The sequence below is a fragment of the Sulfitobacter sp. W027 genome (genome assembly GCF_025143985.1).
GTDB lineage: Bacteria > Pseudomonadota > Alphaproteobacteria > Rhodobacterales > Rhodobacteraceae > Sulfitobacter.
This window is the reverse complement of sequence record NZ_CP083564.1, coordinates 569,064-592,843: the sequence shown is the minus strand read 5'-3', so window position 1 is coordinate 592,843 and position 23,780 is coordinate 569,064. Positions and strand designations below refer to the sequence as shown.

The 23,780-nt window shown below is 60.0% G+C and carries 15 protein-coding genes; 6 read left to right on the top strand and 9 right to left on the bottom strand.

Going from position 1 to position 23,780, the window contains the following annotated elements; all coding sequences use genetic code 11:
- Positions 1 to 32: 32 nt before the first annotated feature.
- The 6 genes from K3759_RS02920 to K3759_RS02895 all read right to left on the bottom strand — a co-directional run bounded on the left by K3759_RS02920 (position 33) and on the right by K3759_RS02895 (position 7,723).
- Positions 33 to 857 carry an ABC transporter ATP-binding protein gene (locus K3759_RS02920; RefSeq protein ID WP_259984239.1) on the bottom strand — a complete coding sequence of 275 codons (825 nt, stop codon included), beginning with the start codon at positions 855 to 857 and terminating at the stop codon, positions 33 to 35.
- Complete coding sequence (locus tag K3759_RS02915; protein WP_259984238.1) at positions 854 to 1,885, bottom strand: iron chelate uptake ABC transporter family permease subunit; 1,032 nt, start codon at positions 1,883 to 1,885, stop codon at positions 854 to 856. The genes K3759_RS02920 and K3759_RS02915 overlap by 4 nt, the downstream gene beginning before the upstream one ends.
- A complete protein-coding gene (locus K3759_RS02910; RefSeq protein ID WP_259985544.1) occupies positions 1,882 to 2,883 on the bottom strand; it encodes an iron ABC transporter permease in 1,002 nt (333 codons plus the stop codon). The genes K3759_RS02915 and K3759_RS02910 overlap by 4 nt, the downstream gene beginning before the upstream one ends.
- Positions 2,883 to 3,824, bottom strand: coding sequence for an iron-siderophore ABC transporter substrate-binding protein (locus K3759_RS02905; RefSeq protein WP_259985543.1), 942 nt, complete (start codon positions 3,822 to 3,824; stop codon positions 2,883 to 2,885). Before K3759_RS02905 ends, K3759_RS02910 begins: the two co-directional genes overlap by 1 nt.
- Before the next feature lie 794 nt (positions 3,825 to 4,618).
- Positions 4,619 to 7,162, bottom strand: a complete 2,544-nt coding sequence (locus K3759_RS02900; protein WP_259985542.1) for an ATP-binding protein — start codon at positions 7,160 to 7,162, stop codon at positions 4,619 to 4,621.
- Positions 7,163 to 7,240: 78 nt separating this feature from the next.
- Positions 7,241 to 7,723: a molybdopterin-dependent oxidoreductase gene (locus K3759_RS02895; protein ID WP_259984237.1), complete on the bottom strand. Its 483-nt coding sequence runs from the start codon at positions 7,721 to 7,723 to the stop codon at positions 7,241 to 7,243.
- A 250-nt stretch (positions 7,724 to 7,973) separates the two neighbouring features.
- On the opposite strand from K3759_RS02895, the gene K3759_RS02890 reads away from it, so the two are divergent.
- From K3759_RS02890 to K3759_RS02870, 5 genes are all read left to right on the top strand, one after another.
- Positions 7,974 to 8,594, top strand: a complete 621-nt coding sequence (locus K3759_RS02890) for a response regulator transcription factor (protein ID WP_259984236.1) — start codon at positions 7,974 to 7,976, stop codon at positions 8,592 to 8,594.
- A gap of 417 nt (positions 8,595 to 9,011) precedes the next feature.
- Positions 9,012 to 9,524: a hypothetical protein gene (locus K3759_RS02885; protein ID WP_259984235.1), complete on the top strand. Its 513-nt coding sequence runs from the start codon at positions 9,012 to 9,014 to the stop codon at positions 9,522 to 9,524.
- A gap of 64 nt (positions 9,525 to 9,588) precedes the next feature.
- The gene (locus K3759_RS02880) at positions 9,589 to 12,222 is read left to right on the top strand and encodes an NEW3 domain-containing protein (RefSeq protein WP_259984234.1); all 2,634 of its coding nucleotides are present in this window, start codon (positions 9,589 to 9,591) and stop codon (positions 12,220 to 12,222) included.
- 117 nt (positions 12,223 to 12,339) lie between these two features.
- Complete coding sequence (locus K3759_RS02875) at positions 12,340 to 18,081, top strand: hypothetical protein (RefSeq protein ID WP_259984233.1); 5,742 nt, start codon at positions 12,340 to 12,342, stop codon at positions 18,079 to 18,081.
- A gap of 224 nt (positions 18,082 to 18,305) precedes the next feature.
- On the top strand, positions 18,306 to 19,028 hold the full coding sequence (locus K3759_RS02870; RefSeq protein ID WP_259984232.1) for a hypothetical protein: 723 nt from the start codon (positions 18,306 to 18,308) through the stop codon (positions 19,026 to 19,028).
- A 70-nt stretch (positions 19,029 to 19,098) separates the two neighbouring features.
- Here K3759_RS02870 and K3759_RS02865 read toward each other — a convergent pair whose 3' ends face one another.
- From K3759_RS02865 to K3759_RS02855, 3 genes are all read right to left on the bottom strand, one after another.
- Positions 19,099 to 20,205 carry a Xaa-Pro peptidase family protein gene (locus K3759_RS02865; RefSeq protein WP_259984231.1) on the bottom strand — a complete coding sequence of 369 codons (1,107 nt, stop codon included), beginning with the start codon at positions 20,203 to 20,205 and terminating at the stop codon, positions 19,099 to 19,101.
- Positions 20,206 to 20,293: 88 nt separating this feature from the next.
- Positions 20,294 to 21,883 (bottom strand): ABC transporter substrate-binding protein, encoded by a 1,590-nt coding sequence (locus K3759_RS02860; RefSeq protein ID WP_259984230.1) that lies wholly within the window; start codon positions 21,881 to 21,883, stop codon positions 20,294 to 20,296.
- Positions 21,884 to 21,935: 52 nt separating this feature from the next.
- Complete coding sequence (locus tag K3759_RS02855) at positions 21,936 to 22,544, bottom strand: helix-turn-helix domain-containing protein (protein WP_259984229.1); 609 nt, start codon at positions 22,542 to 22,544, stop codon at positions 21,936 to 21,938.
- A 204-nt stretch (positions 22,545 to 22,748) separates the two neighbouring features.
- Here K3759_RS02855 and K3759_RS02850 point away from each other — a divergent pair, with 204 nt between their 5' ends.
- Positions 22,749 to 23,780 carry an ABC transporter permease gene (locus K3759_RS02850; protein WP_259984228.1) on the top strand — a complete coding sequence of 344 codons (1,032 nt, stop codon included), beginning with the start codon at positions 22,749 to 22,751 and terminating at the stop codon, positions 23,778 to 23,780.

The following is a 23,780-nucleotide window of genomic DNA, read 5'->3' as shown; positions in this document are numbered from 1 at the left end:
AGAGGGAATCTTACTAATTTAGTAAGTTATTATCAGGCTGCGGCATCTTTGTGCGATGGTATGGTTTTGTGACGTCCAATTGGCACCATACAGGGCGTTTGCGAGACGGGATCGCTGACAATACGGCACGAGAGGCCGAAGACGGTTTTCACCATCTCTTCTGTTAGGACGTCAGTGGCCGGCCCCTCGGCACGGATGCCGCCATCGCCCACGGCGATCAGGTGATCGGCATAGCGTGCGGCAAGGTTCAGATCATGCAGCACCATGACAATCGTTGTGCCTTGCGCGGTGTTAAGATCGACGAGCAGGTCCAGCACCTCGACCTGATGCGCCACGTCCAGAAAGGTGGTCGGCTCATCCAACAGCAATAGGTCGGTCTCTTGCGCCAAGGCCATGGCAATCCACACCCGCTGACGCTGCCCGCCCGATAGCGTATCGAGATCCCGCTCGGCCAGCTCTTCGGTCCCGGTCGCGGCAAGCGCGCGGGCAACGGCGCGGTCATCCTCTGCCGACCAGCGCGAGAACAGCCCCTGATGCGGATGCCGTCCGCGCCCAACAAGGTCGTCCACGGCGATTCCCTCAGGCGCGATGGGCGATTGCGGCAGTAGCCCCATAACCTGCGCCAGCTTGCGCGATTTCATCTGGTGCACCGCTTCGCCATCTAGCAGAACCGCGCCGGATTTAGGCTGTAAAATCCGCGCCAGCGTTCGCAAAAGCGTCGACTTGCCCGAAGCATTGCCGCCCACGATGGCTGTGATCTTGCCCGCAGGCACGGTGAGAGATACATCCTTTAAAATCATGCGCTTTTCATAGCCCGCGCCGAGATTTCGCGTTTCAAGATGGTGATCTTGGGTCATAGCGTGCCCCCATTTCTATTGGCGCGAACGATAAGATACAAAAGGAAGGGCGCGCCGACCGCGCCGGTGACGACCCCCACTGGCAGACGCGCGGGCAAAAGGAATTGCCCTACGAAATCCCCTGCGATGACCAGAACGGCACCCACCAGTCCGGCTCCCAGAAGCAAGCCGCGCGAACCCGGCAAAAGCCGCGCCGCGATGGGCCCCGCAAGGAAGGCGACAAAGGCAATCGGCCCGGTCGCAGCTGTCGCGATGGCCACAAGGCCGACGGCGGCCAGCGTCACCCGCAGCCGCGTGGCGTCGGCCCGCACACCCAAGGCCTCGGCGGTGTCATCGCCAAGGCGCAGCACTTCCAAATCGCGGGCGGTAAAGGCCAATAACCCACCGAAGATTAACAGCGCCCCCGCCACGGGCAGGGCTTGGACAAGCTGCATTCCGTTGAGGCTGCCGGTCAGCCAGCGCATCGCCTCGGCCCGCTCCCATGCGGGCGCTTCGAGCAAGACATAGGCCGTCACACTGTCGAGCATGGCCGAGACGCCGATGCCGATCAGGATCAGCCGCGCACCGGCAGCACCGCGGCGCGAGGACAGCGCCCAGATCAGCGCCGCGACCCCAAGCCCCGCCGCCACCGCGACAAGCGACACCAACCAACCGTCGAAGGCCAGAATGACGATGGCAAAGACCGCCGCCGCGCCTGCGCTGGCGCTGATGCCGATGATATCGGGGCTGGCCAAGGGGTTGCGCAGCATGATCTGAAACGCCACCCCTCCCAAGCCAAAACTCGCCCCGGCCAGCAGCCCCATGACCGCGCGGGGCAGGCGTAATTCGGACACCACGAAAGACGCATTCGCCCCCGGCGCTCCAGTCAGCGCGGCCCAGACATCGCCCGGCGGCAAGCAGCCTCGTCCGCAACTTAGGGTCAGTGCAACCAGACCAAAGACGAGCGCCGCGAGAAAGCCTAGCATCTGAATGCGTCGCGCGGCAGCGGAGCGGGACACGCGCGGGGCGGCGAGGGTCACATCATTCATAGCCCACGCATCCTGTGATTGCGCACCGTCCAGATAAAGAAGGGCGCGCCGACAAAGGCCGTGACGATGCCCACGTCCAACTCATTCGGGCGGGCGATGACGCGGCCGAGCACATCCGACAACCCCAGCATCGAAGCCCCCGCCAAGGCCGAAAGCGGCAGCACCAGCTTGTAATCAATGCCCGCAATCATCCGACACAGGTGCGGCACCACCAGCCCGACGAAGCCAATCGGCCCGCAAAGCGCCGTCGCCGTGCCGCAGAGGATCACCGCCCCCGCCGCCGCCATGACCCGCCCCAAGGCGACGCTCTGGCCAAGGCCAGTTGCCAGTTCTTCGCCCAAGGCCAAAGCATTAAGAACCCGAGCCGAAGCGAGGCTCAGTGCTAGCCCCACCAGCGCGAAGGGTAAGGCAGGCAAGAGGGTTTCAAAGCTCGCGCCGCCTACGCCGCCCACCTGCCAAGATTGCACAGAGCCCGCGATGTCATTGCGGGGCAGGACCACCGCGATGATGAAGGCCGAGACGGCCACCGAGGTCGCCGTGCCGGCAAGGGTCAGCTTGAGCGGCGTCGCCCCGCCTTGCCCGGCGGAGCCGATCAGGTAGACGAAAATCGCCGTCACCCCAGCCCCGGCGATTCCGAGCCACAGAAAACTATGTGCGCCGCTAATGTCGAACCAAGCGATGCCCACAACAACGAAAAGCGCCGCGCCCGCGTTGACGCCCAGAATACCCGGATCGGCCAGCGGGTTGCGGCTGATGCCCTGCATCACCGCCCCTGCAAGGCCAAGCGCTCCGCCCGCCAAAACGGCCAGCGCCGTGCGTGGCATCCGCACCGCGACCGCCGCCGCGCCGATGGTCTCGATCCGGCCCGTCATACCCGCCCAGATCTCCGCCCACGGCACCGACCGCGCGCCCACAGTCAGCGACAGGCCGGTGATCAGCAGCAGCAATCCCAGAAAAAGCGCAAAGCCTGCCAACCGTTGGGGGCGCAGCACCTGCATCATTCGCCGCGCGTGGCAGCCGCGCTTAGCCGCGCGAGGTAATCGTCGAGGACATAGTCGATCGACAGGGGCGTCGGGTTGGCTGCAGTACCCATCGGATCATTCGCCAAAAGCACGACCGACCCACGGGCAATGGCAGGAAAGCGCGCTATCAGCGGGTTCTTGGCCAGCTCATCCAACCGCGCCTGATCGCCATAGGTCACGACAACGTCCACGTCTTCAAAGAGGTCGATCCGCTCGGCGCTGACCCGGCCCGAATACTTCCCGGCTTCGCTCGCCTCGCGCACCGCTTGAGGCGTGTCCATGCCGATGTCGGTCAGGAATTGCACGCGCTGGTCTGCGGCAGCATAGAAACCGATGGTGCTGAGGTCGCGCGGGTCAAGATGGGTGACGAACATGCCAGTCTTTCCAGCAAGCTCGGGGTGTTCCCTACGGGCTGTGGCGATACGCGCTTCGATCTCGGCCACCATCGCCTCGCCTTCCTCGGCCATGCCAAGGCCCGCTGCGTTCTGGCGGATCATCTGGCGCCATGTGGTCGTCCATGCGGCTTCGGGATAGGCGATGACCGGGGCGATGCGGCTCAACGTGTCATAATCCGACTGCGACAGGCCGGAATAGGCGGCGAGGATCACATCGGGTTGCGTGCTGGCCACCGCCTCGAAATCAATGCCGTCGCCTTCGTCAAAGAGCGTGGGCACCTCTGCGTTCAGTTCGTCCAGCTTTTCGATAACCCAAGGCAAAAGCCCATCGCCATCGTCGTCTCCCCATGAGGCGCGGGCGAAACCCACGGGCACGATGCCCAACGCCAAGGGCACTTCGTGATTGGCCCAGCCGACCGAGGCCACCCGCTCGGGGCGCTCTTCGATGGTGGTCTCGCCAAAGGCGTGTTCCACGGTGATGGGAAATTCCTGCGCCGAGGTGACAGTCGCGCCAAAGGACATGCAAATGAAAGACAACGTTCTGAGCACCGCGGCCCCCTTAATCTGATTCTTTTAGTAAACTATTGCCTGTTAAGCTGCAGCGCGGAGGGATGCAACAGGGCAGTTCATCAGATTTTGGGTTCAAGCGGCGCCGGGATAGCCTGCGAAGCGGTGCCCGACCGGGGTGATTGAATGCGGTTCTGATAGGCTGCGAAACACGGTGACCGGTTGCAGAGCATGGACAGCGGTCTCGGCCTCAATGTCGAAACGTATAGGGGCAATAGCTGCCAACGCTGCGGTCCTTCGGTCCCAGCCAGAGAACCCGCTCAGTGAGGCACTCGGCGACCGCCCGGATAAGAACCTGCGGGACATTCAGTGCGAATTGTCGACGCTGAAGCGAAGGCCAGTCTGGTCAGCGCATGTGCCACTACGAAGGGCGCGATCCATTTACAGATCAGTGATCCAGCCCGGCTTGGACCGCAAATTGCGCCCCCGGTCTTCCCCCCGAGGGGAGGGACGGGGAAAGGCCGAGGGGCGCATCGCTGCAAAACAATCAGGGAGCCGCTCCCTGGGGTAGGGGAACGGGTAGCAGCTCCCGAGAAGGCCCGCGTACCGAAGGCAAAGCGGTCAAAATTAAACCGGCTGCCAGCTTGGGAACGCGGTCATTGATCTGGCCAATGACGCCTTCGTGCAGACCCGTCTATCGGCGGGTATATCTAACTATAGGTCGTGGTTTGCGCCTGTGCATCTGGGCGGGGGTATAAATGGACTAGCCTTAAGGATAGGTTACGACCTTGCCGCATAGGCCCTCCACGTCAAAGGCCAACCTGCGCTTTCATCGCCGCCTGCGTGGCGCACCACGTGCCAGGCAAAGCCTCGCATAATGCGCGCGCGTCTTTGTCTTTTTCGGTCTTGCAGGCGGTTTCGATCTCTTTTAGCAGGCCATGCAACCGGTCCGCCCCGAGCATGCCGCACATCCCGGCCATGGCATGGGCGCGCGCCTGCAGATTGGGCAAAGCATCGGTGGCTATCAGCGCGGGCAGATCATCCGCAACTTGGTCGAAGAGCTTTTGCACGCGTTCGCGCAGCTTCTCCTCGCCCAGCAGGTCGATTAAATCCGTCATCTGTTGTTCGTTTAGGAGGGGCCGCTTTGCAAACTTGCCTCCCACTGGCGCCGGCACGGGCGCGCTGGCCAAGCGTTCAGGCAGCGCCTGTTCCGGCATAACCTCGCGCGCCGAAATCTCTCGCAGACGCGCGCGTAGCACTTTCATATCCAATGGCTTTTGCAAAAAGCCTGACATGCCCACCGCGCTAAACTCCTCCCGCTCTTTCGGCAGAGCGTGAGCGGTGACAGCGATGATCGGCGTTTCCTTGTTAGGCCCAAACCCGGACAGAATTGCCTTGGTTGCCTGAACGCCATTCACCTCTGGCATGGAAATATCCATCAAGATCGCGTCAAAAGGCGCGCTATCGGCGAGTTCGATCGCTTCGCGCCCTCCGGTGGCGAGGGTGACGTCATGGCCAATTTTTTCGAGCATCGCCTTGATCAGGTCGCGGTTGATCTCATTGTCATCCACCAGCAGCAGGTTAAGCCGCTTTGCCGGGGACGGCTCAACGCGTTTCTTCTGCTCGTGAGGTGCCTCATCACAATCGATCTCTGACAGATCAGCGCGTTCCACCGGAAGACGCAGCGTGAAACATGTCCCCTGCCCCACCGTGGATTCGCAGGTGATTTCGCCGCCCAAGCGCTTGACCAAGCGCCGTACGATCCCAAGGCCCAGCCCCGTGCCTCCAGTGCGGCGCTCATACCGGCTGTCGAGCGAAACGAAGTCTTCGAAGATACGGTCTATATCCCCCGCCGGGATGCCAGAGCCGTCATCCTCGACCTGAAGGTAGAACTCTTCCCCCTCCGCCTCCGTCTTTGCGTACCAGCCTTTCAGGGTCACATCGCCGCCGGGGCTGAACTTGATCGCATTGCTCAGCAGGTTGACAAGAATTTGCTGGATCGCCCGTGGATCAGTTACGATGGCTTTGTCGTTGAGCTGTGTCAGGTCAAGATGCAGCCGGGTGCCTCCGGCCTCGGCCAAGGGCTCCATCGTGTTGATGATACCTGCCATCAGCACGGTCATGTCACAGGTATGCTGCACCTGCTCGTAAGTTCCTGCCTCGCTGCGTTCAATCGCCAACACGTCATTGATGTGCCCCAGCAAAATTTCCCCTGAGGTCATGCCCGCTTCAAGATAGCGCTTTTGCTCATCGTCGAGCCGGTCATCCTGCAACAGTTGCAGCGCCGAGATCACACCATTGAGCGGGGTGCGCATCTCATGGCTCATCATAGCAAAGAACCGCGACTTTTCATGATAGGCGTCTAGGGCTTCGTCACGCGCGGCGATGATCTCAGCCTCGCGCAGTCGTTTTTCGGTGATGTCGCGAATATAGGCGATGAAGAGCGCCCCCTGCCCCGAAGGCGACTGCGAGACCGACATCTCCACTGGGAAGATGCGACCATCTTGGTCGATCATCTCAAACTCTCGGCGGCCTCTGTCGGCAACCTCCGTCACACCGGTCTGGCGGAATCTCATGAGCCGTTCCCGATGCGCCGTGCGGTCGGCGGGCGGGATCAACAGGCTGATATAGTCCCTGCCCTTCGCTGCCTCGTGGGTGATCCCGAATATCTCTTCGGCTGAGCCGTTGAAATCTTCGATCTCGCCATGTTCATTAATGACGACGATGGCGTCGAGCGATGCTTGGAGAGTTGTGGCAAGGCGCAAATGGTTTTCCTCGACCATTTGCGTGGTCTGGTTCAACCGGCTGGCCTGCCGCGACAGGCGATAGACCGCGCCGACCAATGCGAGCGTGACGAACAACACGATCCCCGCCATCACTTCGATCAGCCGCACAATTTCACGGCGTTCATTTTGGGACATCTCGCTGGCGATGGCGATGGAGGCCAGAGCGATCTCACGCGGTACGTCCTCTACGGTGCGCAGCATGGCTTCGATATCGTCCAGCGCGGCGGCCAACTCTGCATCCGTCCCGTCAATCGCAGGCAGAAATCCATCTAGCATCAGACGCAGCTCGCGGATCTGTGGCTTGGCCTTGGCATTGTTGCGCACCCGTTCGGCCAGCAGAACCCGGCTGTAGAAGATGTCGAACCGCTTGCGGAACTCCTCCAGCGCCTCGGGCGTGGCGGATTTCGCCTGCGCCAAGGCCCGGTCGGTTTTAAGGAACTCAATCTCGATCTGGGTAAAGACCCATTCAGCATGGTCTTGCTGCGCACTGTCGAGTGCCTGAATTCGGTCCCAAACGTTGTAGGCTAGATAGGCCGCGATGCTCATCCCCACAACAAGGATGAGCATCAGCACCTGTCGGCTTCTGGCGCGCGCGGGCCCAAATCTTCCTGCGTCGTTCATCCACGCCCTCTGCGCCATTCTCAATTACTCGACACTAATCCGGTCAAGCTGCCAGATTGATCGGCTGTAGACCAGTTCGGTCTGATAGGCGATGTCGCTGTCATAGGGGTAGACCACCCAAAGCGGCCCCTTGTCCCGCCGAGACATTTCTTCGCCGTTGGTGTGGTAGGCGATGATCGGCCCATCCTCGACCGCGTCGGACATCGGGATTTCTACGGCATAGTCATTGATCGCGGTCGCGGTAACCGTGCCCTCTTCGACGTTCAGTGTCTCAAACAAATGCTTGAGCGAGACACCTTCAAACTCCTGCGCGCCATCGGTCCAGATGGTTGTCGTCTCAAAGCTCGAAACCGGCATCGATTTAAGGTCCGACAGGGTGAAGCTATGGGTCTCATCGGCCAGCGTCACCTCAAGTACGGCTTCTTCGTCTTGGGCGGCACCTGCCGCGGCAAGGCCCAAGGTGAGAGCGGCAGCGGTGATGGTCTTGCTGAGATTTTGAAAGATCATGTCTGTTTCCTTGTCTGGCGTTATGACCTGACCATACCCTGACCCTAAGAAAGGGGCGAAGGCGCAGAAGCGCATCGGTCCTATACTAAAGGATATGCACCCCTGTCTCAGCCTGCTCTGCTGCCCCATACCAAAGGATAGCCGCGCATGCCTTTGCCCCCGTTTTGACCCGGGGTTCTATCTTTCTTTCTCATCAAGCACATTCTACCAATAAGAGAACCCAGCCACATTTGGCTTCAGGAGGTCCATTATGTCTTTGCGTATTTTAATTGCTGATGATCACGACATGGTCCGAGAGACCATCGCTATGTTTCTCGACGCGGATGGTGCAACTCTCACCGAAGCAGCAAGCGACCTGGCAGGAGCACTGGACAAGATCAAGTCCGAGCCGCCCTACGACCTTGTGCTGCTGGACTATACGATGCCGGGCATGAAAGGGCTGCAAGGGTTGCAGACCGTGCTTGATACCAACGAAGGTCGCCCTGTCGGGTTGATCTCTGGCACCGCCACTCGGCTTATCGCTGAACAGGCGCTGGAGATGGGGGCGATTGGCTTCCTTCCGAAAACCCTGCCCGCCAAGTCACTGGTCAACGCAATTCGGTTTATGGCCGCAGGCGAGACCTATGCCCCGGTCACCTTCATGTCCGGGAAAGACAACCCCGAAGAGACCGATTTTGAGAAAGCCCTGTCCGAACGCGAGCGTCAAGTGCTGCGCGGATTGATGAGTGCGCAGTCGAATAAAGAGATCGCGCGCGACCTCGATTTACAGGAAGTGACGATAAAACTGCATGTCAAAACACTTTGCCGAAAACTGGAAGCAAAGAATCGTACGGATGCCGCAATTATTGCGCGCGATGCTGGCTTCGTTTAAGGCGGCTTTTTCGCGCTTAATCTGCCCCTGCGATAGCTGCGCACGCGTGCCGTAGCGCTCACAATCCTCCCCTCTTTTTGGTAACCATGATCGCCCGCTTCCTGCGGGCGTTTTTGCCTTTGGCATAAGGCGCCGCCCGCCGAATCCAAGAGTCGCGGACAGCGTTTTTCCCCGTGAAATTAACCATCTATCCGCCGCAGCTTAGTGCGCCTTCAGCGCCAAATGATAGCGCGCGGTGCGACTCGATAGAGGCTCCTATCCTTTCGGTTAAGGGCCTGACCACAGGCTCAGCGAGTTAACCCTTCGCTCAGATGATATCGGTATCCGGTTCCCCGAAGATGAGAACAGGACAGCGCAATGGGCGTGTCCGTTCATTGCAACTGCCGGCTCTTCACCGGCCAACGAGGGAACTACTAGATGCGTATCCATATCTCCCAGTTATCCAAGACATTCATTGCCAGTACGGCTTTGTCTATCGCAGGCTTCGCCGCCGCCGCCGACGCGCTAACCAGCAAATTCTCCTTTCGCGTGGTGGAAACCAATGCCGAGGGCGAAGAAGTCCTCGTAGAGCGTGAAACGGTCCGCCCGGGCGAAGTGATCTCCTATGAGTTGCGTCACCAGAATACGACCGATGGCGCGATGGAAGGTCTGGTTATCGCCGCCCCGGTCCCGGATGGCGTCTCTCTCGCCCTCGGGTCCGAAGTGACCTCCATCGCAGCGGTCTTTGAAGTCCAGGCCGAGATGGACCCCGAGCAGGAAGGGCTGGAATGGTCGACCGTTCCCGCCACCCGCAAGATCGTCGATGCCGATGGCAACATGACCGAAGAGCCTCTCCCCGAAGATGCCGTCGCCGCAGTGCGCTGGACCCTCTCGGAACCGCTCGAAGCAGGCGCCTCCGCCTTCAACAGCTACCGCGTGCGTCTGAACTAAGCCCAGCGCCTCTCTCTTCACTCTCTCTCTCTCTCCAACTACCATAGAACTAGGGAATATTAACGTGAAATACCAAACAACCTTCCTGCGCTCTGTCAGCGCGATCGCTTTGACTTCCGTTATCGGCACCGTCGTTTTCGCGGCCCCCGAAGCGGGCTCTGTCATCGGAAACCAAGCAGTTGCGACCTATACCAACGCGGCGGGCGACACGATCACGGTGACCTCCAACACCGTTGAGACGATCGTTCAGCAAGTTGCTGGCGTGACCCTGACCTCTGACAACACCGAAACCATCGCCCCCGGCGGTAAAGCCTTCTTGCCTCACATCATCACCAACGATGGTAACGGCGCGGATGCCTTCTCTCTCACAGCGGTTGAAACCAATTCCGGCACACTCGACACTTCGCAGCTGGTCTTCTACCCCGATGCCAATATGGACGGTGTGGCCGATAGCGCCACACCGCTGACCGAGACACCAACCCTCGCGCCGGGTGAGCAGTTCGGCATCGTGATCGAAGCCTCTGTCCCCTCCACGGCGACCGGCTCTGATACGATCACCGTGACTGCGGCCTCCACCCTCGACGGCACGGTGCTGAGCACCAATACTGATACGCTGACAATTTCCAACGACGCGATTGTCGAATTGGTCAAATCGATGACGGCGGACCCGGCTTCTGGCGGCAACCCAAATATCATTGATGCAGGCGATACGGTAACGATCACACTGACCTACTCCAGCACCGGCTTGGCCGCGGCCAACAACTACTCTGTGCAGGACGTGCTTGATGGCCGTCTGACCTACGTTCCCGGCTCGGCCCGCTGGTCTGACTCTGCTACTCCCCTGGACGATGACAACGGTTCCACCGTGGTCGACACCACAAACGGCTCCGGCGAGACGATCGCTTGGGACTATGATGATGGGCAAAACGTCAACTTCCTGATCTCCTCTGTTGGCTCCGGCCGCTCGGGTGAGGTGACCTTCCGTGCCGTAATTGCTGATACCGCCAATGCAGGCATCATCACTAACGTGGCGACACAAGACGTTGATGGCGTAGCCTTCCCGCCGTCGAACACCGCATCCGTCACCGTTGACAACCAATATGCGGTGGCGATTGCCGATACCGCGATCAACTCCAACGGCACTGCCAATGCGGCGATTGCCTCGGCCACCGATGATGACGCGGCAAACAACGATGTCGTCACGGAAACCGGCGATGTCTACCAAGGTGGCGTGATCCGTCAGGAATTCGTGCTGACCAACCTTTCCAACAGCCCGGACAGCCTGCAACTTGACGTGGCCAATGTGGACTTCCCCGTTGGCACCACCTTCCGCTTTGTCGGGGCAGATGGTGTCACACCGGTGGTAAGCTCCGTTGGTCCCCTGGCCATCGGCGATAGCGCCAAGGTGACATTGATTGCCACCTTGCCGACAAACGTCGCACCAACAGTCACCACCAACTACACCGCGACGATCACAACCACGTCGGACAACTCGGGCGTCACTGACGTATCGACCGCCGAATTCTCCGGTGCGGTGCTTGCAGCTTCGGTCGACCTCGAAAACGCTGTCGTCGGTTCCGAAGGCGATGGCGCGGCTCCGACAAACGGCGGCAACCCGTGGGTCACCCAGTCGACAGACCCCGGCGCACCGGTCGTCTTCGAGATGCTGGTCGAAAACAATGGCCCGACCTCGGACAGCTTCAACCTGTCACTGGATCAAGCCCTGCCCGCAGGCTGGACGGTTGAATTCCAACTGCCCGACGGGTCGATCGTGTCGAACACGGGCACCATCCCGGCAGGTGGGTCGCAGGCCATCCGTGCAGTGATCACGCCAGCTGATGACGCCCTGCCCGGCGATACTTTGGTCGATATCGCGGTGGTTTCTTCCGTTTCAGGACAGGGTGACCGTATCGTCAACCAAGTCACGGTCAACGAAATCTATGACGTGAAGATCATCGACAATCAAAGCGCGCAGGCGTCGCCCGGTGGTATTGTTGACATCCTCCACACCATCTCGAACGAGGGGAACGTGGCCATCACCGAGGCGTCGATTACCGAAGGTGGTCTGACCAACTTCTCCGGCGCGATCTTCTGGGACCAGAACGGCAACGGCGTGATTGATCCGTCCGAGCCGGTGATCGACAACTTTAACGACCTGACCGACGGTGTCTCGCTAGGTGTGAATGGTCTTGCCCCGGGCGACAGCATCTCGCTGATCTACCGCGTGCAGACTCCGTCAACAGCCACGCAGGGTGTGTCCGAGATCGGTACGATCACCATCAACAATACGTTGAACGGAACCGGAACCGACATTGATCAGACCAACAACGCCGTCGAAGACCGCGTGGTCATCATCTCGGGCGATGTCACGCTGAGCAAGTATCAGTACATCGACGCGGGCTGCGATGGCACCGTGGGCACCTTTACCAAGACACGTCTTGATGTCGAACCGGGCCAGTGCATACGCTACATGGTCGAAGCTGAAAACACAGGCGCTTCTGCCGCGGATAACGTGACCATCTCGGACGCTGCACCGGCCTATACCGCGGTGACAAACTGTGGCGGTGCCTGTTCTGAAAGCCTGTTCCCGGGAACTAGCACGGCGACCATCACCTCGACCAACGTGTCGAGCGCGCATGGCACGATCCTTCCCGGTGGCTTTGCCCGGGTAGAGTTCACCGTACGGGTTAACGACTAAGCGACCTCTCGGGCGCCCCCGGTTGAGCCATGCTCTCCGGGGGCGCCCCCTCGACCCCCGTTTCCGTCTCCCTAATTACTTCATGCCCTTCACTGGGATCGCAACAGGAGCAAGCTGATGCGCAGTTTCCTTATGTCTAAAGCCCGTCCGGCTCTGGCCCTGATCAGCGCCTCCGCAATGGGCCTGAGCCTCCTGCCCCAACCTACAGCAGCCTCCCCGGCACCCGGCGGGTCTTTCATCCGCAACGTGGCAGAAGTCAGCTATTTCAACACCTCCCTCGGCATCATGGAGCGTGTCTTTTCAAACCCCGTTCGGGCCGAGGTCGCCTCGGTTCCCGGCTTGGAAGTGACCGGCTATTCCGACCTACTACTGACCCGCGGTGCCTTTGGTCGCTACTACTTCGACGTAATCAACAGCGGCAACGTCCCGCTTTCTACATCGCTCAGCATTGGCGGACAGCGCCGCTCCACGATGATGTCGCACCAGACGCTTTTTCCTGATTTGAATGGCAACGGTCAGATTGATGCGGAAGACGCGGCGGCTGATATGTCGGCCCCCTTCATGTTGGCTGCAGGTGAGCGGCTTCAACTGATCTACGAATTCCGCATCTCTGCGGAAACACCCATAAGCACCCAGTTCGCGAGCGTATTGACGGCCTCAGCTATGTCAGAAGATGGCCAGAGCCTTAGCAGTCAGGCGATAGGTGTATCGCGTGTCGAAGAAGGCGGGCTCGAGATCGCTAAAGAGCAAGTCATTTCGGAAACCGACGAAGGGGCGATCATCACCTACACCTTACATCTGCGCAACGACTCTGAGCGCGACGCCTTCGGTTATCCTGAGATCGACGGCCAGCCCATCCTGATCGATGGCACGCCGCAGACCGGGGTTTTGCTCCGCGATGCAATCCCGTTGAACACTGCGTTCCACGCGATCCAAAACTCCGGCACCATGACGGCGCTGGTCCACATGCGCGGCATGCCTGCTCACGAGTACATCAGCGTTATCCCGACCGACCTTTCCGATGAGGTTGATGCGGTGGCCTTTTTTCATGAGGGCGACTACGCGGTTGGCCATGCCTCTGCCCCTAGTTTTTCAGTAAGTGTGCCCACGGCTTTGGGCGCGGTAGAGGTGCATAACACCGCCTCGGCCTTCTACAACAATCAAGAAAACACGCTGCTGCTGGACTCCAACACAGTTTTTTATGCACGTGAGATGGAAACAGCCGGCACGTTGAATTTCGAGCATCCCGAAACCGGCGCAGATCAACCCTATGGCATGCCCGGCAGCGATACGCGTCTGCGCGTCACCGCCGGGGTCTGCAACGGCACCGTTGAGATCGATACGACGCCAATCACAATCCGTAGCATGCTAACCGGAGATGTCGAGACGATCATCGCGACCGAGACTGGAGCCAACACCGGCGTCTTCCTCACGCCCGCGCTGCCGATGGCGCAAATGTCGCCCGCCGTTGCTAGTGATCACGTGATGGCGACAGATTTTGGCGATAGCTTCATTGCCACCGCGATCTGCGACAATGAGGTGCTTGAGGATGATCTGATGATCAACCCCGGCAACTTTCTGTTTAACTCCGTTACCAATGCACCGGTCGACGGCGTGGCCATCGCGCTCGTCGACATGCACTCTGGCGCGGAGATGGCCCGCACGTGGACCGACCAGCGTGGCTTCTTTGCCTTTTCTGAAATGCCTGCAGGCGACTACCGCTATGCCGTGATGGATGCACCCGGTTGGATCTTTCCTTCCATGCGCGAAGACTATGTCGGCATGGGCCGCAACGTGATGGTTGCGGGCTTTGGAGAAAGCTTCAGCCACGCAGGCGGCGCGCTCTTTGTCTCTGACATCCCCGTGGATCCGCATTACGGCACACCCCTGGCACTGGATAAAACCGCAGATCTCGACAGCGTGGGTCATGGCGAGTTCGTCACCTACACTCTCAGTTTTACCAACAACATGCATCAGGCGTTGATCGGCGGCGAGATCCTCGATCGCCCTGCCTATGGGGTGAACTTCGTTCCCGGCACGGTCACCCTCAACGGCGCGCCGCTGGACGATCCGCAGCAGATCGGCAACGGCGACCTGCGCTTTGACCTGGGCATGCTTGAGCCTTTGACCAGCCATGAGCTGACCTATGTGATGCAATTCTCTGCTGCCGCCCGTGAAGGCCGAAACGAAAACACCGCGATCCTGTCAGGCCGCCAGGCGGGTACCGGCATGCCGCATCAGTCTCAGACCGCCCGCGCCATGGTACGGCTTGATAATTCGGGCGGCGTTTTTGCCCGGCAGGGCACTGTTCTGGGCGCTGTGTTCATGGATTGTAACGGCAACGGCCTGCGCGACCGTGTCTCGGATGAGCCCGGTATTCCCGGCGTGCGCATCGTGACCCAAGAAGGTCTCTTCGTGGTGACCGACGTCGATGGCGCCTATTCGCTGAACGGAATGCGCCCGGTAACTCACGCTTTTCTCGTCCAACCAGAAACCCTCCCCGCCGGGACCGAGGTGCAGGTGACCCGCACCAACGATCTGCGGCGCGGAGGTTCGCGTCTGGTGCCGCTAAAGAAAGGCGAGTTGCGGACCGAGAATTTTGCGGTGGCCCAATGTACCCCCGAAGCGCTTGAGGAAATCAGCAAACGTCGCGATCATTTCAACGGCAAACGCCAGACCCCCGGTGTAAATGCGACCGACCTGCCGATCGACGGCCAACGCAGCAGCACCCGTTCGGTGCGCAGCGAGGCGGGCATCGCCACAACCACGCAGCTGACCCCCGGCATGATCGCCGCACAAAGCGAGGATGCCGGTACCAATGCGGCCTCGGTGGCGCAGGCCGCCCGTGCTTCGGCACAGCGTCAGTCCCTCGACAGCATGATCCAGAACCTTGATAGCGCGCCCGGCTTTGTCGACTTTGCAGAGGACACCACCGTCTCCCGCGCGACCCAGAACATCAGGGTCAAAGGCAAGGCAGACCTGACACTGGCGCTGCTGGTGAATGGCCGCGAACTCGGCGGCGACCGTGTGGGAGAGCGCACCAGCTTGGAAAAGAACAACGTGCAGGCGCTGGAATATGTCGCGGTAAAACTGGCATCGGGTGAAAACGTCCTGACGTTGGTGGGCCGTGACGGGTTTGGCATCGAGCGTGTGCGCAAGCAACTGCGCCTTACCGCCCCCGGCAAACCTGCCCGGATCGAGATCCTTTTGCCCGAGACCGCTGCGGCCAATCCCGCCTCTGTAGTGCCGATTGTGGTGCGGGTGCTTGATGCCGGTGGCCGTCCCGTGCCTGCCTCTGGCACAGTGACTCTGTCGGCACGCCGTTCGCTCTGGGATGTGACCGATATCCGCAGCAGCACCCCCGGCGTTCAGGCCTACCTCGACAATGGCGAGGCCACCTACAATTTAATCCCGCCGCAGGTGTCCGGCCCCGATTTGATCACCGTGCGCTCGTCCTTTGGAGAGGCTGAGGCCACCCTTACTTTCACCCCTGACCTGAATGAGCGGGTGCTGATTGGCGTGATCGAAGGCGCGGTATCGCTGAGTGGTGACGCAGGCAATGTGCTTGAACAAGACCGCATCAGCTCCTTTGAAGAGACCACGACAGGTGTGCGGGGTGAGCTTTACCTCAAAGGTGTGATCCGTGGCGATGCTCTGCTGACCCTGCGTTACAGCTCGGACCGTGACACCGAAGACCGCCTGTTCCGCGACATCCGGGGCGAGGAATACTACCCCGTCTACGGCGACAATTCCGAACGCGGAGCCGACGCGCAATCCTCCTCCAGCCTGTTTGTAAAAGTGGAAAAGGGCCGTTCCTATGTGCTTTACGGCGACATCGCCATTGAGCCGGAAGCCAGCGCCCTGAAACTCGGCGGACTGCAACGTGTCGCCACCGGCGCGAAAGGGCACTGGGAAGACGACCGTGTCTCGGTCACCGTATTCGCGGCGCGGACTGCCCAAGAACAGCAGGTGCAGGAAATCCGTGGACGCGGCGTATCTGGCCCCTATGACCTTAATCTTGGTGGTTATGTACAGGGGTCTGAGCGGGTGGAAATCCTGGTGCGTGACGAAGAAGGTGGCGATATCCTCTCGGCGACGCCGCTGCTGCGTGGCACCGACTATCTGCTCGACTTCTTCCGCAACACGATCACCTTCGACACGCCGGTGCGGCAGTTCGACCTTGATGGCAACCCGGTGTCGATCCGCGTGACCTATGAGGTCGAAGCCGAAGGTGCCGAAACCTACTGGCTCTACGGCGGCGAGGTGAACTATGCCCTGTCCGAGCAAACCTCCATTGGTGCTCGTGCCGTTCATTCCGATGCTCCTCTCGGCAACACGGCCCGCCAGCGGATGCACTCAGCCTACCTGCAATACGAAGACGGCCAGGGCGGCGTTTGGGAGGCTGAAGTGGCCCGCTCGGAAGATGCTATGGGTGAGAAAGACACCGCTGCGCGTCTGTCTTACGAAGTGAAAACCGAAACCCGCCACTTCGCTTTTGAGGCGATCCACACCGGGCGCGACTTTTACGCGCAAGGGGGGCTGGCCCGCGCAGGCACAAGCCAAGTTCGTCTGCGCTATGGCGCGGAAATCGATCAGCGCAGCGATATCGCCGTTAGCGAGGAATACACGCGTGATCGGATCAATAGCAGCGAACAGCTGATCGTGGATGCGATCTATTCGCGCCATCTAAGCAAGACCCTGCGCGGTGAGATCGGGTTTGAATACAGCCACGACCGTACAGACAGGAGCGATGAAAACGAAACGGCGTTGATCCTCGGCGCGCATTGGACCCCGGCGGCCCGACCCGGGACCGTGATCGAAGCCAAGCTGCGCGCCCCGCTCAGCGGCGACGCCCCTACCAAGCTGACCCTAGGGCTTTATGACGAGCCCAAGAACGGCTGGCGCGTCTATAACGAGATCGAGCTTCAATTCGGCAGCGATGAGCTGGTTACCCGCGCCGCCTATGGTTTCAGCTATACGCTAAACGAATGGGTCACCGGCCGGACCGAGATGACCAAAGCCAGCGGTGCGAGCGACACCAATATGGTGCAGGGCCTGTCCGTCGATTGGGACATTAACCAGAGCACCAGCTTCCGCGCGGACTTTGAGCATTCCCGCAACCTCGACACTGCAGAAGGTGAGTTGACGTCGCTGGCACTTGGCATGAGCTGGCAGTCTGGTGATGACAATTGGGTTGGCGATGCCGAGCTGGAAACCACTTGGGAAGAGACCGGCAAGACGCACTACGCCAGCCTCGGTATCGCTGGCAATGTCACCCCTGACCTGACGGTTCTGGCGCGCAGCCGCGCGGCGCTTGATCGCCGCAGTGGCGCCAATGCCCGTCGCTTGCGCACCCGGATTGGGGCCGCCTATCGCCCCAAAGACAATGCCCGCCTTGATGTGCTGGCGTGGTATGAGCATCGACTGGAAGAGAAACATACCAGCAAGGAAACGCACCTGTGGTCTGTCGATGCGAATTATGAAGTGGACGCCGACCTGCGGATCAACGGCAAATATGCCGGCCAGTACCAAAAGATCGGCACCGCGACCGGCGCCGGAGCCAATACCACCACGCAGCTGGTCCAAGGCGGTTTGAACTACGAATTCGGCGACGATCGTTTCCAACTTGGCCTTAACGCCACGCATTTGTGGGACAGTGAGGGCAACTCCACCAACGGGATCGGGGCCGAGTTTGGCTTCACCCCGCGCGAAGGTGTCCTGCTGGCACTCGGCTACAACAAGGCGCGTGGCCGGGTGGCCGGGCAAAGCGGCCTCTATGACGAAGGGTTCTATTTCCGGTTCAACCTATTGTTGGACAACTCACTCTGGACCCAGTTCGACCAGTTCCTCGGAAGCTGACCGGGAGACTCAGCCGAGAGGGAGAGCCACGTTCCATGCGCATCTGGAGCGTGGCTCGATTGCTATTGTAAGCCGCGGCCCCGCACCAAAGTGCGCGTGGCTATGCCAAGTGCCATGCCGCCTATCCTTTTGAGAGGCTAACTATCTGTCCGCATTAATGAAATATCGATTTTAAGGGCGCATGATCAGGGTCAACGCAACATCCAACCCAGATGGGAAACCCGATGAAAAAGCTCGCTGCCAGCACCGCCTTTTGTCTGATCGCCGCCACCCTTTCCGGTGCGGCAAATGCAAATGATTTAGTTCGTTTTGATAGTAAAAAGATCGCCCTGACCGGCTTGGACTTCGCGCTGGCGCCCACTGCATCAAAAGACCGCATTTACCTGAACCGCAGTATGATCAAGACGACCGCGAAAGGTGCCCCGCGCAAGCTTGCCATTCCAACGCGGGGAGGGCCTTCCGCCGCTGTGCGCCATGTCATCGCCTCGGCTGAGGCTGGTGGTAAAGGCTATGACGCAGTCCAGTACGGCGCGCGAGTCAAACCCCCAAAGCGTCCGACGGGCATGACCATTGGCGAAATCTATCGCTGGATCGCGGCCACACCCGGCCAACCCCATGCCATCGGGCGCTATCAGTTCATCCCCAATACATTGAAGACTCTCGTCGCCGAAGCGGGGCTGAGCAAAAGCGACGTCTTTACCCCACAGGTCCAAGACCTGCTTGCCGATATCCTTCTCGAAGACGCGGGCTTTACCCCCTTCATGAAGGGCAAGATCAGCCGCCACCGCTTCATGGAAAATCTTGCCCGCATCTGGGCGGGCCTGCCGACATCAACGGGTCGCTCCTATTACCACGGCCATGCGGGCAACCGGGCTGTCATCACCTGGAATGAATTCGACAGCCATATGAAAAGCATTTTCGAAAGCTCCGCGCGCGGTACGTCCTGACCGCGCGCCTCCCTCTCTCCGTCTCCCTCCAGACCAAAGCGTGCGTATTTCCGCCGCTTTGGTCCCCTTTTTAGGTGCCGCGCTGCATCTCACGCGGCATCTCCGAGAAGATTTCCGGCCCATCGGCACGCAGGATCACGATCTCTTCCAAACGCACACCGAACCTACCTTCTAAATAGATGCCCGGCTCGATCGAAAAGACATTGCCCTCGGCCAGAATCGCATCGGAGTTCGCCGCGATATAGGGCGGTTCATGAATGTCGATGCCAAGGCCATGGCCCGTGCGGTGCAGGAAGTTCGCGCCGTAGCCCGCCTCGGAAATGACATCGCGCGCGGCTTTGTCGACCGCGCTTGCCGGGACGCCGGGACGCGCTGCTTCTAGTGCAGCCTGCACCGCACGCTCGACAGTTGCGAAAACCTCAAGATAGTCCTCTCCCGGCGTGCCGAAAAAGCCGCAGCGGGTCATGTCGGACGGGTAGCCGTTCAACCGGCAGCCGGTATCGATGAGCACGGCCATGTCCTGCGCCAATGCGGTCTCGCCGGGGTAGTGATGCGGGAAAGCGCCGGATTCGCCAAAACAGACCGAGCAGAATTCGAGCGTCGCGCCATTAGCTTTGTAATGTTCTTGGATCAGCGCCACCACTTCGCGCTCGGTGATGCCCTCTTTTAACGCGGCGAAAGCGGCTTTTACGGCTTCGTCGTTCAGCCGATGTGCGGCTTTGATCGCGGCATATTCTTCGCCGTCCTTGCTGGCGCGCAGCAGACCGACAGTGTCTTCGGTGAAACGGCGCCGCGGAGTGTCGAGCGCATCCAGCAGCCGTAGGGCAAAATCCGTGCGCATGGTTTCATCCAGCACCACCGACAAGCCCGGTGCTGTGGCCCCGCTGGCCTGAAGCAGTTCGGCCAATGCGGTTTCTGGCCCCTGATCGTCGCTCCACGGGTGGAATGGCAAATCCGTGTCTTTGCGCGCGGCGGCGGCGTTCAACGCGGGCATCAAAAACCCCGCGTATGTGGCGCTGACCAGCAGCATCACCGGGCGCTCGTCGCCATGGGGATGCACGCCGGAGAGCCAAGCCATATGGCTTGAGGGGCCGAGCGCGACCAGATCGGTGCCCGTCTCGGCCATGCGTGCGCGCAGTTTGGCAAGGCGGGTGTCAAAGGGAGAAGGGGCGGTCATGAGTAAGCACCTGTGGCATTCAAAAAAGGGGGAGATTGGTTGCGCTGGCCGATACCCACCGGCCAGCGCGTCACTCAAAGCAGCAAGATCAGTTCTTTTCCACCAATCGGTAGAAGACGAAATCCGACGTCGCACCGTTTACATAGCCGCTCACGGCCTCATCCATCGCCACCTGATAGGCCGCTTGGAACATGATCACGATCGGCGAGTCCTTTTGCACCTTCTGCTGAAGGTCGCGGTACATCTCTAACCGCTTTTCCGGATCCGCTTCGGACAGGGCCGCCATGGTCTGCTTGTTCAACTCGTCCGGCACGGCCCAAGCATTGCGCCATGTGGTGGTCGCGGCATATGAGTCGTCGGAATTGTCCGAGTTATAGGCAAAGGCTTTGGCATTGGAATGCGGGTCCATGAAGTCTGGGCCCCAATAGAGCAGCATCGCCTCGTGGCTCCGCTCCCGGTACTTGGTGATGACTTGGCTGCCAGTGCCGGGCAGGATTTCAAAGTTGATCCCCGCATCGGCAAAGCTGGCCTGAAGCGACTGTGCCATATCGGTAAAGGGGGCCGCGTTGATCACGTCAAGCGAGACGGTGATCGGTGTCTCGATTCCGGCATCAGCGAGAATTTGTTCAGCGTTTGCAGGATCATAGGTGAAAGGGGTCTCATCAAAAGAGCCGGGGAACCCCTTGGGCCAGAAAGCCTGATGCACCTCCATCTGACCTTTGATGATCGAATTGGCCATGCCTTTATAATCAACCAAATAGCGCGCTGCTTCCCATACGGCGGGCGGGGTCAGGCTTTCGGTTTTCTGGTTGAAGGACAGGAAATGCACCGCCGCCTGCGGGTAGGTCTCCACCTTGATTTCTTCATTGTCGATAGAGGCGATCTGATCCGGCGTCAGGTTGCGTGCAAGATCGATATCGCCTTTTTCCAACAGCAATTGTTGCGTGGCCGCTTCGGCCACGTGGCGAATGACTACGCTTTCGATCTCAGGTGCGCCGTTGAAATAGCCCTCATTCGCGCTCATCCGTACCATCTGCGCGGGCGCATAGCGGTCGAGCTTGAAAGGGCCGGAACCGGCGGAGTTTTCGTTGAGCCAAGCGTTGCCCATATCGCCATCGACTTCATGTTCTTTCACCAGCACGCTGTCGACGATGGACGCGGGACGTGCGGCGAGCACGTTCAGCACGAAGGCCGGGGAGAAGTCGCCGTCGTATTTGACGGTGACGGTATTGCCTTCAGCCGTGACCATCTGGTCGATGTTCTCAGCGGTCCAGCCCAGCTGGGACAGGATAAACGCCGGGGTGAGGTTCAATTTGATCACACGCTCGAAAGAGAAAAGCACGTCATCCACCGTGACCGGATTGCCAGAGGCGAATGTTGCGCCGTCGCGCAGGGTGAAGGTGATCGACTTGGCTTCGGCATCGGCCTCCCATTCCGCGGCCAGCCCCGGTGCCAGAACCGTGGTGTCCTCGGCGTCATATTGCACCAGTCGGTCGTAGAGGTTGGTGACCAGCTCGCCCGAGGTGAACTCATAGGCCTGCGCAGGGTCGAGCGCCACGATATCGTCGATGTTCTGCGCCACGACCAGCACACCTTCGGGCGTGTCGGCCAAGGCCAGCGGCGCGGCCAAGGGCAGCGCCAGCGCGCTTGCCAATAGGGTTGATCTCAGGGTCTTCATGGTTGTCTCCTTGTTGGATCGTTGAAGTTGAAATGGCATTTGCCCAGCGCGGTTAGGCCTTCTTGATCAGTTCAGGCAGCTCAATGGCCCCTGCCCGGTTCAGCACGGTCAAAGTGCCTGTCCAGAGGATGCGCGCGGTCCTGTCGGTTCGGTTGGCCCAAGCATGGGGAAGCTGGCCGCTGTAATGCAGGCAATCGCCGGTGTTCATGCGGAATTTTTGACCGTCGAGGATTTGCTCGATCTCGCCCTCAAGGACAAAAACCATCTCTTCGCCCTCGTGGCTCACCGTTTCGGATTCGTAACCGGGCGGGACATGCAGCAGATAGCTCGACAGTTCCGCCCCGGGGAAAGTGGCGGCAAGGCTTTCGTAGGTGAGCGATGAATTGGCCAACGCGAACTGCGCACGCTCATTGCCACGGGTCAGACCGTCGGAGGGTTTTGGCGTGGCGATGAAATACTCCAGGGCCACGTCGAGACCATCCGCGATCTGCGCCAATGTGCCAAGCGATGGCGTGGCATTGCCCCGTTCCACCTGACTGAGATAGCCCATCGAAACGCCGGATTTGTCGCAGAGCATTTGCAGTGTCATCTGCATTTGCTTGCGCCTTTTGCGGATCGCAGCGCCGAGGGTTGGCTCGGCCTTGGCATTGTCGCGCGGCATCTCTCTCACTCCCGAATTCTCGGACGACGTTACAAAAATTTATTTTGTCTGACAAAAAAATTTTTGCAAATGGCGAAATTTGTTTTATGCACGACCCATCCAGAACGGTGCTCCGCTGCTTGAGACCACATGTCGGTCCAACAAATGGCTTGGTTATCAAAGGCATCGACGAAGGAAGGGAGGGCATCGACCGTGAACACAAATATGACAAAAGCCCGCAGGTTGGCGCAGGGGGTCTCCTCTCTCGGCGGCTTTGCTGTGGTGACCCTGCTCACCTTCGTCGGGCTGATGGCGATCACATTCTTCATCGGGCGGGTCATTCCGATTGATCCGGTGCTTGCCGTGGTTGGTGACCGCGCGACCCAAGAGCAATATGATGCCGCACGTGTGGCGATGGGGCTGGACCGGCCTCTGATCATGCAGTTCTTTTCCTATGTCGGCGATGTGTTCCAAGGCGATCTTGGCCGTTCCGTCTCGACCAACCGGCCTGTGGCGCAGGACCTCGCCAAGGTCTTCCCCGCCACGTTGGAGATGGCGACACTGGGCATTCTGATCGGCATCGGCCTTGGCGTCCCTTGTGGTGTTTGGGCCGCTGCGCGGCAGGGCACTTGGGTGGATCAAATTATTCGCGTTTTCGCACTGCTGGGCTATTCCGTGCCCGCTTTTTGGTTGGGTCTTGTGGGGCTTGTCGTCTTCTACGCCAATCTGGGCTGGGTTGCGGGACCGGGCCGTGTCGATATCTTCTACGAAGGTCTGATTGAGCCGCGCAGTGGGCTAATGCTGGTGGATTCGGCCCTTGCGGGGGAGTGGGACGTTTTCTGGAATGCGCTGGATCACCTGATCCTGCCCGCCGCAATCCTTGGCTTCTTCTCGCTGGCCTATATCGCGCGGATGACCCGGAGCTTCATGCTGGATCAACTGGGCCAAGAGTTCATCACCACCGCTCGCGTCAAAGGCGTGGCCGAATGGCGTGTGCTGTGGGTGCATGGGTTCCGCCCGATCCGCGTGCCGCTGATTACCGTGATCGGCCTGTCATACGCTGCCCTGCTCGAAGGGTCGGTGATGATCGAGACGGTCTTTAGCTGGCCGGGTATCGGCAACTACCTGACCGTGGCGCTGCTCAACGCCGATATGAACGCCGTACTGGGGGCGACGCTGGTGATCGGCGCGGTCTTCATCATGATTAACAAGCTCTCGGATGTGCTCTACCGCATCCTTGACCCGCGCAGCCGCTAG